Raw genomic sequence first — 16,029 nt, 5'->3', positions numbered from 1 at the left:
ACGGAGGGACAGAGGTGGTTAGCTGAACGTTGGGAAAAACTGATAGTTTTATCGACGTAAGAAGCAGAAAAATTAGCTAAATTAACAGGATGTACTCTCAGACAATTTCAAGAGAGATAGGCTTTTAGTGGCTTGGGAACAGGCTTTATCAATCTATTCATAATAAATATTGGCAGAAGATTAAAGATTAGTTATTATGACTAACTCTTCTGATTAGAAAAAGATAAACTTGAGAATCCTCGATCAAATTTATTGACTCAAAATCAGCTATACTTAATTTAAATGAATCAACCATACCCGGGGCCCCACCACAGGGAGCCGCACCTCCCCCCGGCGGGCCGCTCTAATCATTACTAGGGTCAACCTTGGGAGCTGTTTTAAGGGAAGGATTGGCGTTGTATGATCAGTAGGCTTGTTGACAATCCCCGAAGCGCTCAGGCGAGGGATTCTTGAGCTAATCACTGCGCTTTCTGGTTTCCCCTACTCACGTCTTACACGATTATGTCCTATCCGAACCTACTAGAATATCACTTGTTATCTAGTTGTCCACTTGTGGATAGCTCTCCAAGCGTTTTGGTCTTTCAACCAATATCCGGGTATGCCCTACCCTATCTGCCTTACGGCAAAATGTTTTTAGTTTATTTCAGTCTTGGAAAAGACTTACTCCCCTGTTTTAAGAGTTTTCGGGTGGCTCTTGTCTTCTTTTTTCTCCTCAAAAGTGCCGTACTATTGCAACGGGATTTCCACGATGTGAGCGGCATTTCAACCTGTTGACTCTTAGATTTTAACACAACTGTTTAGAGTTGTGCTTCGTGTCACTGAGCCTTGACATTGAGCCTTGACATTGAGCCTTGACATTGAGCCTGTCGAAATGTGTCGAAATGTGTCGAAATGTGGACACTGAGCCTGTCGAAGTGCTGTTCTATATTGGTCGGCTTTTCATCTCCGAGGTAAAACCGAGGGTTTCTCCAAGCCGACATTTAAGGTAAATGCAATACAGATCAGAATCTATTGTTTGATGGATATCCCCTCTCTACTCCACAGGGCAGAAAAGTCCCTTCTCCCCATCTTTTCGGAAATTGACGCACAGGTCAAGGAAAATCTCCGTCAAGTCCTCGCTGCTTTCCGTGCAAACCGCGTCGGGGTGCATCATTTTGCTAGTGTTAGTGGTTATGGTCATGATGACTTGGGACGGGATACTTTAGATCAAGTGTTCGCCCAAGCCCTGGGGGCCGAAAAGGCAGCGGTGCGAGTACAATTTGTTTCAGGAACCCATGCGATCGCCTGTGCCTTGTATGGGGTTCTCCGACCTGGGGATGAGATGTTAGCGGTAGCCGGTGCGCCCTACGATACCCTAGAGGAAGTAATTGGAATTAGGGGCAGTGGTCAAGGCTCTTTAAAGGATTTTGGCGTTAGTTATCGGCAATTAGAGCTAGATTCTACCGGTGCGATCGATTGGTTGGCTTTGGCAACAGCAGTGAAACCCCAAACCCGTTTAGTGCATATTCAAAGATCCTGCGGTTATTCCTGGCGATCGAGTTTGTCTATTGACGAAATCGAGAGAATTGTCCGTATAGTTAAACAACAAAATCCGAATACGGTCTGTTTTGTCGATAATTGCTATGGGGAATTTATCAACACCCAAGAACCCACCGACGTGGGGGCAGATCTGATGGCCGGTTCTCTAATTAAAAACCCCGGAGGTACAATTGTCACGGCCGGGGGATACATAGCAGGTAAAGCGGAATTAGTGGAAATGGCCTGCTATCGTCTGACAGCACCGGGGATCGGTAGCGAGGGAGGGGCAACTTTTGACCAAAATCGTCTCCTTTATCAGGGATTGTTTCTAGCGCCGCAAATGGTGGGAGAAGCGATGAAAGGCAGTCATTTAATCGCCTATGTGGGCGATAAGTTGGGTTATCCGGTCAATCCTGCCCCTTTTGTGCCTCGACGCGATATTATTCAAGCGATTAAACTCGGTTCCCCCGATAAGCTGATTGCCTTCTGTAAAGCCATTCAAGCCTATTCTCCCATCGGTTCCTACTTGGATCCCATTCCTGCCCAAATGCCGGGCTATGAGAGCCAAGTAGTGATGGCTGGTGGCACGTTTATCGATGGTAGCACCTCGGAATTCTCCGCCGATGGACCCCTACGGGAACCCTATATCGTTTTTTGTCAGGGGGGAACCCATTGGACCCATATTTCCCTAGCTTTAGAACAAGCGATCGCCGCTTTATCTTAAACGGTCCCTCTCACTTTCCTTCTCTCCTCTAGTTAATCCCAATCGAACTTTAAAAACTCAGTTATGGATTATTTCTCACCACTTTCCCATACTTTTTAAACAGGATTATAATAACAGTGGTACGATAAAACCGATCAAATATCTAAGGATTTGTCATGAATTACAATCGCAATATGTTCCCATTCATAGCGGGGGGAATTTTAATATTAGCTTTTACTACCATACTGCGCCCTTTTGCCGTTATTGATACTGGCGAACGCGGCGTTGTCATGTACTTTGGCAAAGTGCAAAAACAAATCCTCGATGAAGGAATTCATCCTGTTATACCGATTGTCACCAAGATCAAGACCCTCAACGTTCGAGTGCAAACAACGGAAGTAAAGGCAAAAGGAGCTTCTAAAGATTTGCAAGATGTGGAAACAACTATTATCGTTAACTGGCACATCGACCCCGACAAAGTCAATCAGATTTATCAACAAGTTGGGGATATCAATGAGATTGTCTCTGGTATTATCAACCCAGCAGTATCGGAAATTGTCAAAGCAGCAACAGCACAACGTGCCGTACAAAATATCTTGCAAGAGCGAGGAGAACTCAAACGTGAAATTGACACTTCCCTCGCCCAAAGACTAAGACGTTATGGGATAATTATCAATGATGTATCTCTCGTTAATTTTGGTTTTTCTGAAGAGTTTAACGCGGCGATTGAAGCCAAACAAGTAGCAGAACAAAAGGCACAAGAAGCTGCTTTTCGCGCACAACAAGCAGCACAGGAAGCGAAAGCGGAAATCAACCGTGCGAAGGGACAGGCAGAAGCTCAAAAACTATTGCGCCAAAACCTAACAGCAGAAATTTTACAACAACGAGCAATCGAAAAGTGGGATGGACGTTTTCCTATCGTCATGGCTGGTTCAGGCTCCCTTCCCCTGATCAATATCGATTCCAATTTATTATCATCTCAAAAAAAGTAAATAACTTTAGTTCGCATTAAAGAGATTTTACCATGACTTCCACGAAAGAATAGGGCCGACTGGCTAAGGTAAAATTTCCCACAAGAACTGCTGGGGCTGCATCTTAACTTAGTAAAAATATCGACAATCGGGAATTATCAGTGATTTTTAAATTATTCCCAATATATGAACAACCACAGGTGAGTATCGTAGATTGACAAAAATGAGATGCACCCAGTTTCCAACTTGTCTAACTCGATGCCAGACGAGAAAATAAGCACAAATTTAACTATACTCATTAGAATATAAATATCAACGACCACGATTAAAAACTCTTATGCGGGTAACTCTAAAATCGGCCTTGAGTGACAGTAATATCGATGCTAATCAAAGCAGCAGTCAACGTCAACTGATGCTATCGATCGCCGCCACCAGTGAACAGATTGACACAAATTTACCGATTAATCTTTGTTTAGTTCTCGATCATAGCGGTTCTATGCAGGGAAAACCCCTAGAAACGGTCAAAAAAGCGGCTTTAAGTTTAATAGAATCCCTCGGAGTTAATGATCGTCTCTCGGTGATAGCTTTCGATCATCGCGCTAAAGTTATTCTTCCCTCCCAATCGCGACAGGATGATCTGACCTTAATTCGCTCAAAAATTCAACAATTACGAGCGGGAGGAGGTACGGCGATCGATGAAGGGATAAAATTAGGCATTCAAGAAAGTTCCAGCGGCAGCAAAGGTTATGTATCTCATATTTTTCTGCTTACCGATGGTGAAAATGAACACGGAGATAATCAACGCTGTTTAAAATTAGCCGCAGTAGCAGCTGAGTACGGTATCACCTTAAATACCTTCGGTTTTGGCGATCATTGGAATCAAGATATCCTAGAAAAAATTGCCGATATCGCCGGCGGAAGTTTATCCTATATCGAAAGACCCGAACAGGCTTTAATTGAATTTACTCGTCTGTTTAACCGTCTGCAATCTGTGCGGTTAACTAACGCTTTCCTGCAATTAGAATTAGATGCTCGGACTCATTTAGCCGACTTAAAACCCATTGCCCAAGTTGCCCCAGAAACTATAGAAATGAGCCTACAAAAAGAGGGCAATTTTTACATCACCCGTTTGGGGGATTTAATGATAGATGAAGAAAAAATTCTCCTCCTCAATCTCTATATTGACCAAATTCCCCCCGGTACTCACACCATAGCTAAGGTGAAGATTCGCTACGATGATCCCGCTTCCGGTCAAAAAGGGCTAGAAACTGCGACTTTTAGCCTTGATATCACCTCCCAAGCTCTCTATCAATCCCAATTAAACGATCAAGTTCAGAAATCAATTCTGACTTTAGCCAAATATCGTCAAACCCAAATCGCCGAAGAAAAATTAAAACAGGGCGATCGAGCAGCCGCAGCCACCATGCTACAAACCGCAGCCAAAACGGCCCTACAATTGGGAGAGAAAAATGCCGCCACTGTCCTCCAAACTAATGCCACCCGTTTACAGGTGGGAGAAGAATTGAGCGAGGGGGATTTAAAGAAAACCCGTATTATTGCTAAAACAAGACTACAAACCGATGAATAAACTACTTATTGAAACAAAATCCCAATTCCTAGCAAAGCAATTGTCACTCCGAAAATCGCCCGCAAGTTAATCCGATCCCCCATCATGGCTGCGATCGGCAGGACAAATAAAGGACTGGTAGCGGTGAGAGTTTGGGCAATACCCACAGGAGAGAATTTTAAAGCAGTTTGCTGTAACCAAATGCCTAAAAACGTACTGCCGAAAGCAGTGACAATAATAATAGCAATCAGACGCAATGACCAGTTAATCGGTGGTGATGATTCCTGACGGCGAAAAAACATCAGAATTAACACTATTCCCGTCCCCGCTAACAGACGAAACAGGGCACTCTGCAAAGAAGACATTCCCGACTGCACCAGTGCCTGACGAGATAAAACCGCCCCCACCGCTTGGGAAATCGCCGCAATTAAAGCCCAGGCAATTCCTTGCCGCCAGGGGCGTTGACTATTGATTTCGGGAGTTTTTTCGGAAATAACCCAAGCAACCCCGAAGATGGTCAAAATAATGCCAATATAAGCCGATATTTTCAGGGATTCCCCCAAAAAAGTCGCCGCTAGAATTGCCCCCAACGGAGGCGAAAGGGTTTCTAACAGGAGGGTTTTTCGCGGTCCCAAATAATTAAGGGCGGTAAAATAGGCCGTGTCACCGATTCCTATACCAATTGCGCCACTTGTCAAGAGTATAAATACCGAACTTTGTTGATTAATACCGCGCCATTGTCCAGAAAGGGGCAGCGTCAGGGCAATTAAAGCGATCGCGACTACTCCTTTCAGAAAATTAAGCAATAAAGGCGGGATTTTCTGGCCTAATAGGCTATAAATCGCCGCAGAAACCGCCCAAAGCGCCGCCGCACTCAAAGCCGCTATCTCTCCCGTTAAATTTTCACCGAGACTAAATCCGTTGAGCATTATCATATTTGTCAGGAGACAGTATTAAGAAGACTCCGAGACTATTTTTATTTATTATCCCCACTTCCCACACCCCCGCTAATTTAGTGATTTAATAAAACCGACCACTGCTGCAGAAGATAAAAACTATGTGTATTCTCGGTTTTGATCCGGGTAAGGATAAATGTGGGATCGCCGTCAGGTCATCGACGGGGAAAATTTATACCCATGAGGTGATAGCATCGTCACAAGCGATCGAGCGTTTAGCCAGTCTCTGTCAACAATATCCGATCGAATTATTGGTGATGGGGAATCAAACCACCTCAAAAAGTTGGCACGAAAAAATTGCCGCTCGTGTCACCATCCCGATTACTCTAGTAGATGAACGCAATAGTACCCTAGAAGCTCGCGATCGCTATTGGCTGATGTTTCCCCCCAAAGGATTACAGAAACTCATCCCCCAAGGTATGCGTCTTCCCGATCGCCCCATTGATGATATAGTGGCGATTCTGCTGATTGAACGTCATTTACAGTCAAAATAATGTCACACTACAAAATAGACACAGCAGGGTGAATTGACGATGCTCCTAAGTAAAGGTTTTGAAGTGGAAATGTACACCGGAACAGCAGCCGGAGAAATTATCGGTTTATCCGATCGCATTGTCAAGGATTTAGATGGTTTTGTCCGGGAACCGGATAGTCGTAACGTAGAATATACTACGGCTCCCATGACTAACTATGACCGTCTTTTATGCGCTACTTTAAAACCTCGTCTAGCTCTACGGCAATATTTGCGTCGTTTAGGCGATTATACCCTCATCCCCGGCAGTACCCTCTCCTTGGGCGATAGTCAATATTTTTATCGCAGTGACCCCCACAATCCCTATCATGACTATATCGAACAGACCTACGGCACTAATGTAGTCACGGCCAGTATTCATATTAACGTCGGTATTAGCGATTATGAGGATTTAATGCGTGCCTGTCGCTTAATTCGCCTAGAAGCTCCTTTATACTTGGCTTTAAGTGCTTCCTCTCCCTTTCTCGACGGTAAAATCACCGGTTCCCATTCCCGTCGTTGGCAAGTTTTCCCCCAAACTCCCGCTTATGTTCCCCTCTTTGAAAGTCATAAACATTTTGTCACTTGGACCGAGGAACAATTAAAACTCGGTACGATGCAGAATGTTCGTCATCTCTGGGTTTCGGTACGTCCTAACGGTAGCAATCGTCCCTATAATCTCAATCGTCTAGAATTGCGAATTTGTGACCTGATTGCTGATCCTATTAGTTTATTAGCAGTTATGGCTTTTTTAGAGGCCCGTTTAACTCAACTTTTACAAGATCCCCAATTAGACCCCTTAATTTTAAGTCAATTACCCAGTAGCAATCGCAGCGAGGATTTATTAACTTTAACCCAAGAAAACGAACAGGCTGCCGCACGTTTTAGTCTTGATGCCACCCTGAGACATTGGTACGATGGCCGGGAAATCTTAGCTAGGGATTGGATTAAAGACCTCTATGTTCAAGTTTATCCCGTTGCTAAAGAAAAGGGTTTTAGTTGTTTCCTCTCTCCCCTACAAAAAATCCTCCGTGAAGGTAACACCGCACAACAATGGTTAAAACAATCCGACCAGGGGATGGATGTTAAAAGTATTATCAAACAGGCGATTATTACCCTAGAAAAACAGGAACGAGAGTTAGAACATAAATTATGTCAACATATTCTAGTTGCCTGAATAAAAGACTTTTTCTCTAATTATTTGGCTCTCTTGAGGTTATATCGACAACATTTTTCAGGATGATAGGATAAGCTGGAATTATCGAAACCGTAGAAATAATAGATAAAATGAGTAATCTCCTCTGGCCGCGTTTCCTCAAGAAAGCTTACCGTCAAGAACCAATAACTAGCTTTATCTTTACCGCAGCGGCAATAGATGTCATCATCGGGGTTCTAGGACAAAGATGGACACTGCTATCCTTAGGGGCAACGATTATGGCGATCGCTATATTCGCCAGGTGGCAACAGAGCCAAAAAAGCAAGGCAATCAACAAAGAAGAAGCCGCAAGATACTATTTACCGCCCCAATCGGGTCAAGTAGCTTTACCAACCCTGAAAAACGAAAAAAATCGACCTTCTTAGCTCAGAAATCTGACCTTGCTTGGCAATCAATCCCCTCAAAGGCTAGAATCTATAGCACCGTTCATTTGTTAATATTCAACTAAATTTATGAAATTCCGATTTACGGGTGGGGAGAAACTTGTCGGGGCAATTGTGGTCAGTGTCTTAACCACGCTGACAATCGGGCAACATCAGCTTAGTCAGGCCCAAAGTCCTATTGCTCCCCCTAAACCCGCGGCTGAAAGTGGCGAAAAAACCCCAGAAACTATCCTAGTAGAAGGTTTAGGCAGACTTACCCTCGCTAAAACCCTAGAAGGGCAACAATCCACCCCTAATGCTGTGATTTTCAGCCCCGATAACCAATTAGTTCTCGCTGGTGGTAGTGATACGGATCCTCTCCTGAGAATTTGGTCCGTAAAAACAGGGCAAAAAGTTTCCCAAACTCGGGCCCAAAGAACCAGCGTCAAAGCTTTAGCCATTAGTCCCAACGAAAGATTATTAGTTAGTAGCGGTTTAGATGGTTCGATTAATTTTTGGAATCTGGTGGAAGGCAAGTATTTGGGAATTGCCCTCGAACACGGTAATACGGTCCTCGCCCTTACCGTTACTCCCGATGGTAAAACGTTAATTAGTGGTGGTTTGGAAGGAATTCGCCTCTGGACAGTGCAACCCCCCCGCCGTCCCCTCTATCGTTTAAATTGGGTGGGTAATTTTGTTTATTCCTTAGGCATGAAATCCGATGGTGTCACCCTTGCCAGCGGTCATGAAAACGGTGAGGTACATTTTTGGGACATCCGCGAGGGCAAATTTTTATCGAAATTTGCTGCCCATCCCCAAGCGGTGAGCCAGCTTTTATACACTCCCGACGGTAAAAATTTAATTACCGGTAGTTTAGACCGCACGATTAAAATCTGGGATACGAGCAATAATCAGTTATTATTTACCCTCGTCGGTCATACGGCCCGAATCCGTTCCCTGGCACTCCATCCTAAGGGACAAATTCTCGCTAGTGCTAGTAATGACGGTGTGCGTTTATGGGATGTGACCACGGGGAAACAATTGGCCTGGTTTGATAATAATTCCGACTGGGTGGAATCCCTAGCTTTTAGTCCCGATGGGCAGTATTTGGCTAGTGGTAATTATGATTTTAAAATTCGCCTCTGGCAATTCGTTCGTTAGGCAAAAATGCCCCCATTTAGCCTTTAACCACTTCTAGAAAAGCCGATTTCGCCGCTGCCTGTTCCGCTGCTTTTTTGCTTCTGCCAGTTCCCACTCCTAATTTCTGCTCATTTAACCACACTTCCGCGCAAAAACGTTCTTGATCTAAACCATTGATTTCTTTAACTAAATATTGCGGCAGTTTTTTGTATTTTGCTTGTGTCCACTCCTGCAAGGCATCCTTATAATTCTGGCGGGCCGGATCTCGACGGATTTCGGCCGCTTTTTCCCGCAGTGGTTCATCTAACCAAGAACGCACTAAAATCATTGTCTGTGTACTAAGATATAATGCTCCCAAGACCGCCTCAAAAGCGTCTGCTAGTCGAGAAATTCGCCCCGCCCGATCAATACTCGTACTACTTGATACCAATAAATAACGCTCGAAACCGTAGCGATCCGCAAATTCCGCCAGAGTGCGATCGCTAACCATCATCGATCGCAGGGCAGCAAATTCTCCCACGAGCGCCTCCGGATAGGTTTCTAACAATACCTCCGCCGCCACGAGTCTTACCACAGAATCGCCTACAAATTCCAATTGTTCATAATTCTTATCACGCGAAACACTGGGATGAGTTAGAGCTAAATCTAATAAATCCCATCTGACGGGGACATCAGCTGATAAACCCAGCTTTTCCACTAGGGTTTTTAATTGTTTTTGGCGACGCGGATCACTTAAGGACATGGGAGCGGGAAGAAGGGGGTGTAGGGTGTGGGGTGTGGGGTGTGGGGAGAATAAATAAAAGCAATCTCCTATCTCCTGAATACTGACTCCTGACTCCTGATAACTAACTCCTGAATACTGATAACTGATAACTGATAAAGGAGAGAGTCAGACATAAGCCGAATTCTGTATTTCCCAACAGCAGTAAAATTGCTTTTACCTTTGTTGGAATAGAGGTTATCTATCTGGGATAATTGTTACCAATTACCTCAAGCGGTTCCTAAAAACGGGACAGGAAAAAGACCAACCTTTGTCCCTCCACCTTGCTCCCCACTGGGGTTTACCGAGCCAGTACCTCTCGATACTGCTGGTGCGCTCTTACCGCACCTTTGCACCCTTACCCCCAATCAGTTATCAGTTATCAGTTATCAGTTATCAGTGGAAAGTTATCAGTGAAAAGTTATTAGTTATCAGTGAATTTACTTTCGTTACTGATTACTGATTACTGATTACTGAAAAAAGGGGGCGGTATTTTTCTGTGGCACTATCCTCACGCTCACGCGCACTGGACGTTATCCAGCAAGTGTGGTCTTTCGGGAGTTCGGACTTTCCTCGGAATCATTAATCAAATGACCCCGCAACCTCTAGACCAACTCTCTCTTATTCTCTAGTATGACTTACCAGAGACTCGATCGCTCATATATCCTAGTCAATAATCAGTGATCAGTAAACAGTGAACAGTGAAAAGACAGCAGGAAACTGCTATTTAATACTGCTCGCTTAATAAGTAGTCGTGCAAAATTAATTTCCTAGTGAAGATAGGCAAGAGGCAAGAGGCAAGAGGCAAGAGCGGGGTTAGATGTGTGTAATTAATTTTGCTTAGGTACTTACATACTGCTCACTTAAAACTCAAATCTGATAACTGGTAACTGGTAACTGATAACTGATAACTGATAACTGATCAATGTCGATCGCTCTCAACGTTAACATCAAAGGTAATGGCTACCCGATCCTATGTCTGCACGGTCATCCCGGTTCGGCAGGTAGTATGTCTGTATTTACCGATCACTTTTGCCAACGTTGGCAAACCCTGGCCCCGGATCTGCGCGGCTACGGTAAAAGTCGTTATCGCCTGGATTTTCAGCTAGAAGAACATCTAGAGGATTTAATCGAGCTGCTCGATCGCCAAAAAATCCAGCAATGTTTAATTCTCGGTTGGTCTTTGGGGGGTATAATCGCACTGGAATTAGTATTGCGGCATCCCGATCGCTTTCCTGGTTTAATTCTCGTGGCCTCGGCCGCACGGCCTTGGGGTAGTCATCCTCCTGTCAGCACCACAGATCTGATCTTGACGGGGATAGCGGCAATTCTCAATCAGATTAAACCGGGATGGCGTTGGAATATTGATACTTTTGCCCGTCGTTCGCTGTTTCAGTACCTTTTTTCACAACATCAAGCGATATCCTATCAATATCTCGCTCAAGATGCTGTTACCGCCTACTTAGGCACTTCTCCAGCTGCTAATCGCGCTTTAAATCGGGCTTTAAAAAAAGGTTACAATTGTTTAAAATCTCTTGACAAAATCACAATTCCCTGCTTAGTTCTGGCGGGGGCAAATGATCGCCATATTACCAGTGCCTCGAGCCAAGAAACGGCCGAAAACCTGAAACTGTCTCAGTGGAAATGTTACCCAGAAACGGCCCATCTGTTCCCCTGGGAAATCCCTGACTTAGTTTTAGGGGACATTGATAATTGGTTAGCGGCGCATTTTAGCGATAAACTGGCAGAGTGAAGTGAAAACTACTGCCGTGGTCGGGGACACTATCCACCCAAATTTGACCGTAGTGGGCGCGAATAATCTTGCGACAGACCGATAACCCGATGCCATAACCTTCTTTACCCTCATCCCGTTTGAGACGCACATGACCCTCAAAAATATGCTCTTGTTTTTCTTCGGGAATGCCGGGGCCAGTATCACTGATGCTCACCTGTACTTTTTGAGTAGTACGATGAAGGACAGAAAGGGTAATTGCGCCGCCAGCGGGAGTATATTTGATCCCATTCTCCAAGAGATTAATAATCACCTGTCGGATTAACTCCTCATCAGCATAGACGGGGGGCAGATCTTGGGGGATATCGCTTTGGAAAATTAAAGTCTTTTCCTGAAAAGTATCGGTAAATTGAGACAAAATTTCCTGACAAAGAGCTTGCAGATAAAATTTACTCTGGTGGAGAGTGAATTGCGCCGCCATGCTCTTAGAAGCTTGCAGAATATCTGTGATCAAACGGTTCATAATCCGGAACTGTTTGCGGGCCTGTTGGTGCAGTTGTTCTCGTAATTGCAGACTGCGCTCCGTATCCGGTTGATGATAGGCTAATTCGAGGGTTTCCACAGCGATGGAAGCAGCGGTAAGAGGACTGCGTAAATCGTGGGCTAACATAGCCAAAATTTGGTCTTTAAATTTTAATTGTTCTAATAATTCTTCCTTTTCCTGTTTGAGACGAAAAACCTCATCGGCAATGCGGATGAGTTCGCCCGAATGTTCCACCTCTTGAAGTTGTCCATCCTCAGCGTGATCATTTTTAATCTCCTCTTTAATCGCTTTTTGCCAACGTACCAACCATTTTTTAAACTGTTCCACCAGATTGCTGCCCGCGAGGGTATGACGGGGACCGGGGGCAATTTTGACCAAGGCGGGGGTAGCTACAAGGCGAAAATGTTCGACTAAATGAGGTTGCTGGCGAATTTCGATGATTTGTAGGTCAATTGGGTAATCAGACTGTAAAGACTGGAGATAGGACTGAATTTGACGGATAATTTCTTGAGAACTGGGACGGTCATCAACAAATAGCAAAAGTTGAATCGAGAGAGGCGTTGTCGTCTCTCTTCCTAAAGCAGTCAGTGGCTCGTTAGATGGGAGCATCGGAAAATTAGTAAACCTAGGGATTAACGGGATCGATCGATCGTCGATCGACTTTTATCATATTCTTTATTGTAGAAGCTTAAGATAGTATAAAATCTACTCAACCTAATCTTAAAGTTTTATTCCTTAATTCTAAGAAGAAATCCTATGGCTTTTGGCTATGTTGCCCTAGTTCTCCACGCGCATCTCCCTTTCGTCCGCCATCCCGAAAGCGATTACGTCCTCGAAGAAGAATGGTTATACGAAGCAATCACAGAAACCTACATCCCTCTCCTGCAAGTTTTTGAAGGTCTCAAGCGGGATGGTATCGATTTTAAAATGACCATGAGCATGACTCCGCCTTTGGTGTCGATGCTGCGGGATCCGTTACTGCAAGAGCGTTATGAAGAACACTTAGGTAAGTTAGAAGAATTAATTGCTAAAGAAATCGACCATAATCAACATAATGGCCATATTCGCTACTTAGCCGAATATTACGCTGAATCCTTCCAAAGTATCCGACAAACTTGGGAAAAATACGATGGAGATCTGGTCAAAGCCTTTAAACAATTCCTCGACAGTAATAACCTAGAAATTATCACCTGTGGTGCGACCCATGGTTATATGCCCCTGATGAAAATGTACCCACAAGCGGTGTGGGCGCAAATTGAGGTGGCCTGTCAACACTACGAAGAAAATTTTGGTCGTCGTCCCAAGGGCATTTGGTTGCCAGAATGTGCCTACTATGAAGGGGTAGAAAGAATGTTAGCCGATGCGGGCATTCGTTACTTCCTCGTCGATGGCCACGGTATTCTCTACGGTCGTCCGCGCCCCCGTTACGGCAGTTACGCGCCCATTTTCACAGAAACCGGGGTGGCCGCTTTCGGTCGTGACCACGAATCTTCCCAACAGGTTTGGTCTTCCCAAGTCGGTTATCCGGGGGATATAGTTTATCGGGAATTCTATAAAGATTTGGGCTGGGAAGCGGAATACGAGTATATTAAGCCCTATATCATGCCCAACGGTCAACGCAAGAATATAGGCATTAAATACCACAAAATTACTAGCCGGGACGGTGGTTTATCGGAAAAAGGGCTTTATGACCCCTACTGGGCCAAAGAAAAAGCCGCCGAACACGCGGGCAATTTTATGTATAATCGCGAGCGACAAGTGGAGAGTTTAGCGGGAATTATGGGCCGTCCTCCCCTGGTTGTTTCTCCCTACGATGCCGAGTTATTTGGTCACTGGTGGTATGAGGGACCCTGGTTTATTGATTTTCTGTTCCGCAAGTCCTGGTATGACCAAAATATCTACCAAATGACCCATTTAGCGGATTATCTCCGGTCTAACCCCCATCAGCAGGTCTGTCGTCCTTCCCAATCCAGTTGGGGTTATAAGGGTTTTCACGAATACTGGCTAAATGAAACCAACGCTTGGATCTATCCTCACCTGCACAAAGGCACGGAACGGATGATTGAATTAAGTCATCATGAAGCGGAGGATGAATTGCAGGAACGGGCTTTAAATCAGGCGGCCCGGGAGTTATTATTAGCGCAATCTTCTGACTGGGCTTTTATTATGCGAACCGGTACCATGGTTCCCTATGCTGTCCGGCGCACTCGTTCCCATCTGCTGCGGTTAAATAAAATCTATGAAGATGTGAAATCCGAGAAGATTGACTCTGGTTGGCTGGAAAAAGTCGAGGAAATCGATAATATTTTCCCCAATATTGATTACCGTGTCTATCGACCTCTGTAATCTCGGTTAGAGATTAATAAAAATTTTGGTGCGTTACAAGCTGTAGCGCACCTTGTTGCTTTCTGATTCACTCATTACTTGATCTCCTGTAGATTTCTGCACTATCTACAAAAATAGTACCCAACTTATAATACAGAAGTAGGCATTGGGAATGGATGATGGCTAATAGCGAAAGTGAAGAGCGGCAGATAGCTTTGGCAATATACACAAATATTAGTCCCGTCCGCTGTCCGCTCGACGGCGTTGTTATGCCGCATCTTCACCGATTACCCCAAAATTACATCCGTTTCAGCAACTCATCATACTCATCATGTGCGCCAATCCAGTACCAATAAATATGCTCAGACTCTAACAAACCCAAAGCCCGATAGTTAAGGCTGACACGAGCGGAGTAGATCGGTTGCTTTTGACTGACTTGTTTAAACTGAAGGCTGGGGTGATACGGATCTTCTTGCCAGAGTGCATAAGCTTTTGCTGCTTGTTACTGAACTGATGCGGGAAGATTATTAAGCTGTTTACGAAACATTTTGGTGACACTTGATTTCATTTTTGTGTCGGAAATAGTTAGTAAAAGTATAGTCAAATATAGACAGACTGAATTCCATTTCAGAAATTCCTTTCACTTTTACTTCGAGAGATTGATTCTCCTTGGGTGAACTACGCACCTCTCTATCCCATAGCGGTTAAACGCATTTGGGAATGCTTTTCGTAAAATATTGTAGGAACCCATGACATCAGATTGAATCAGAATCCCCTTATCTGTACGATATAACCCTCGCGAAATTCAGTTTCCTGAAAACACTGGTTTTTCAGTTATCTGTCCATAAACAGGGAGAGGATCGTCATTCAAAAAATTAGCAACGGAGGTATAGGATTCTTCTTGAATAATCACAGAGATTCCTACTAATTGACATTTATAACTAATCATGTCAATTAATCGAGCATGAGGGATGGTCACAAATTTTTGATTGTTGACTTTTCCTAAGTTCACTTCTTGTTTCCAACCGTCATTTTTCCCAATTACTAAAGTTGTTATCTCTTGGTCAACTAAGAGATTGACTAAATAACGACTAGCTCGGTGAAGATAATTATCTATCTTCTGATTACGACAGCGAGTTAAACGGCGAATCCTCTGGGAACTTTGACGATTACCTTTTAACAGAGATTGTAACTTAGCCCGACGTTGGTTATAAAATTGATTCAGGCTTTTTAACGGTCTGCCATTAATCAACAAAGGGATAAAGTCCGGTTGATTTGAAGTTACAGCCATCAAATTATCTATGCCTAAATCTATCGCAGCTATTTTTTCATTAGGAGCTAAGAAATGTTTGGTTTTCTCATAAATTACCTCGATTACATAACAATCACATTTAGGAACTATTCTGACTTCTGCTAGGCGCTCCGCTACTCTCGTCGGCAAGGCAATTGAAGTACCTGATAGTTTGACTATTCCTTGCCTAAGACCTACTTTGCTTATAGCTTGAATCGTGTAAACTAAGAGATTTCTTCCTTTTTTTGGCTCCTTATAGCTAGGGATTTTGGGTTTTCCTAGAAATTTATCGGGGTGACTTTTAAACTCCGATGAAGCGGCAAAAAATGATTGCCAGTTCCGGTCTAATCCTCTTAAAACTTGTTGGGAAACTTTAGCGGGTAAAGCTTGATACTGTTCTGTCTTTTTCATCAGAGAGGCCATCTGATTATAG

Annotated in this window: 13 protein-coding genes, 1 other RNA gene and 2 pseudogenes; 10 read left to right on the top strand and 6 right to left on the bottom strand. The window is 44.0% G+C overall.

Features of this window, described 5'->3' with window-relative positions; all coding sequences use genetic code 11:
• Positions 1 to 501 precede the first annotated feature (501 nt).
• From H6G40_RS20660 to H6G40_RS20645, 4 genes are all read left to right on the top strand, one after another.
• Positions 502 to 774 carry a hypothetical protein gene (locus H6G40_RS20660; protein ID WP_176721705.1) on the top strand — a complete coding sequence of 91 codons (273 nt, stop codon included), beginning with the start codon at positions 502 to 504 and terminating at the stop codon, positions 772 to 774.
• 244 nt (positions 775 to 1,018) lie between these two features.
• Positions 1,019 to 2,242, top strand: a complete 1,224-nt coding sequence (locus H6G40_RS20655; RefSeq protein ID WP_069475714.1) for a methionine gamma-lyase family protein — start codon at positions 1,019 to 1,021, stop codon at positions 2,240 to 2,242.
• A 155-nt stretch (positions 2,243 to 2,397) separates the two neighbouring features.
• A complete protein-coding gene (locus H6G40_RS20650; protein WP_002732478.1) occupies positions 2,398 to 3,213 on the top strand; it encodes a prohibitin family protein in 816 nt (271 codons plus the stop codon).
• Positions 3,214 to 3,529: 316 nt separating this feature from the next.
• Positions 3,530 to 4,780, top strand: a complete 1,251-nt coding sequence (locus tag H6G40_RS20645) for a vWA domain-containing protein (protein ID WP_002732528.1) — start codon at positions 3,530 to 3,532, stop codon at positions 4,778 to 4,780.
• A gap of 5 nt (positions 4,781 to 4,785) precedes the next feature.
• Here the strand turns inward: H6G40_RS20645 and H6G40_RS20640 are convergent, their stop codons facing one another.
• Positions 4,786 to 5,688, bottom strand: a complete 903-nt coding sequence (locus H6G40_RS20640; protein ID WP_036395616.1) for a DMT family transporter — start codon at positions 5,686 to 5,688, stop codon at positions 4,786 to 4,788.
• Positions 5,689 to 5,816: 128 nt separating this feature from the next.
• Here H6G40_RS20640 and H6G40_RS20635 point away from each other — a divergent pair, with 128 nt between their 5' ends.
• The 4 genes from H6G40_RS20635 (at position 5,817) to H6G40_RS20620 (ending at position 8,965) form a co-directional block, all read left to right on the top strand.
• Complete coding sequence (locus H6G40_RS20635) at positions 5,817 to 6,209, top strand: pre-16S rRNA-processing nuclease YqgF (RefSeq protein ID WP_002733643.1); 393 nt, start codon at positions 5,817 to 5,819, stop codon at positions 6,207 to 6,209.
• A 39-nt stretch (positions 6,210 to 6,248) separates the two neighbouring features.
• Complete coding sequence (gshA, locus tag H6G40_RS20630) at positions 6,249 to 7,403, top strand: glutamate--cysteine ligase (RefSeq protein WP_002734240.1); 1,155 nt, start codon at positions 6,249 to 6,251, stop codon at positions 7,401 to 7,403.
• 110 nt (positions 7,404 to 7,513) lie between these two features.
• A complete protein-coding gene (locus tag H6G40_RS20625; protein WP_069475713.1) occupies positions 7,514 to 7,807 on the top strand; it encodes a hypothetical protein in 294 nt (97 codons plus the stop codon).
• Between the two features lie 87 nt (positions 7,808 to 7,894).
• Positions 7,895 to 8,965: a WD40 repeat domain-containing protein gene (locus tag H6G40_RS20620; RefSeq protein ID WP_002734102.1), complete on the top strand. Its 1,071-nt coding sequence runs from the start codon at positions 7,895 to 7,897 to the stop codon at positions 8,963 to 8,965.
• Between the two features lie 16 nt (positions 8,966 to 8,981).
• Here the strand turns inward: H6G40_RS20620 and rnc are convergent, their stop codons facing one another.
• Together rnc and rnpB are read right to left on the bottom strand one after the other, a co-directional pair.
• Positions 8,982 to 9,686, bottom strand: coding sequence for a ribonuclease III (rnc, locus tag H6G40_RS20615; protein ID WP_002748582.1), 705 nt, complete (start codon positions 9,684 to 9,686; stop codon positions 8,982 to 8,984).
• Between the two features lie 139 nt (positions 9,687 to 9,825).
• An RNA gene (gene rnpB, locus H6G40_RS20610) (RNase P RNA component class A) lies at positions 9,826 to 10,322 on the bottom strand.
• 307 nt (positions 10,323 to 10,629) lie between these two features.
• On the opposite strand from rnpB, the gene H6G40_RS20605 reads away from it, so the two are divergent.
• Positions 10,630 to 11,457 (top strand): alpha/beta fold hydrolase, encoded by an 828-nt coding sequence (locus H6G40_RS20605; RefSeq protein WP_002733095.1) that lies wholly within the window; start codon positions 10,630 to 10,632, stop codon positions 11,455 to 11,457.
• Here the strand turns inward: H6G40_RS20605 and H6G40_RS20600 are convergent.
• Positions 11,435 to 12,589 (bottom strand): histidine kinase, encoded by a 1,155-nt coding sequence (locus H6G40_RS20600; protein WP_002732648.1) that lies wholly within the window; start codon positions 12,587 to 12,589, stop codon positions 11,435 to 11,437. The two genes, H6G40_RS20605 and H6G40_RS20600, sit on opposite strands and share 23 nt — an antisense overlap.
• A gap of 147 nt (positions 12,590 to 12,736) precedes the next feature.
• Between H6G40_RS20600 and H6G40_RS20595 the strand changes: the two genes are divergently transcribed.
• Positions 12,737 to 14,326: a glycoside hydrolase family 57 protein gene (locus tag H6G40_RS20595; RefSeq protein ID WP_004161142.1), complete on the top strand. Its 1,590-nt coding sequence runs from the start codon at positions 12,737 to 12,739 to the stop codon at positions 14,324 to 14,326.
• A gap of 277 nt (positions 14,327 to 14,603) precedes the next feature.
• Here the strand turns inward: H6G40_RS20595 and H6G40_RS23515 are convergent.
• Positions 14,604 to 14,795, bottom strand: a pseudogene (locus tag H6G40_RS23515) (ParE family toxin-like protein); the annotation flags it as partial.
• A 156-nt stretch (positions 14,796 to 14,951) separates the two neighbouring features.
• Positions 14,952 to 16,029 (bottom strand): annotated as a pseudogene (locus H6G40_RS20590) (RNA-guided endonuclease InsQ/TnpB family protein); the annotation flags it as partial.

This window comes from Microcystis viridis FACHB-1342, assembly GCF_014698335.1.
GTDB classification, from domain to species: Bacteria; Cyanobacteriota; Cyanobacteriia; order Cyanobacteriales; family Microcystaceae; genus Microcystis; species Microcystis ichthyoblabe_A.
Note: the sequence above shows the minus strand (reverse complement) of the source record. Positions and strands in the feature narration are given on the sequence as shown.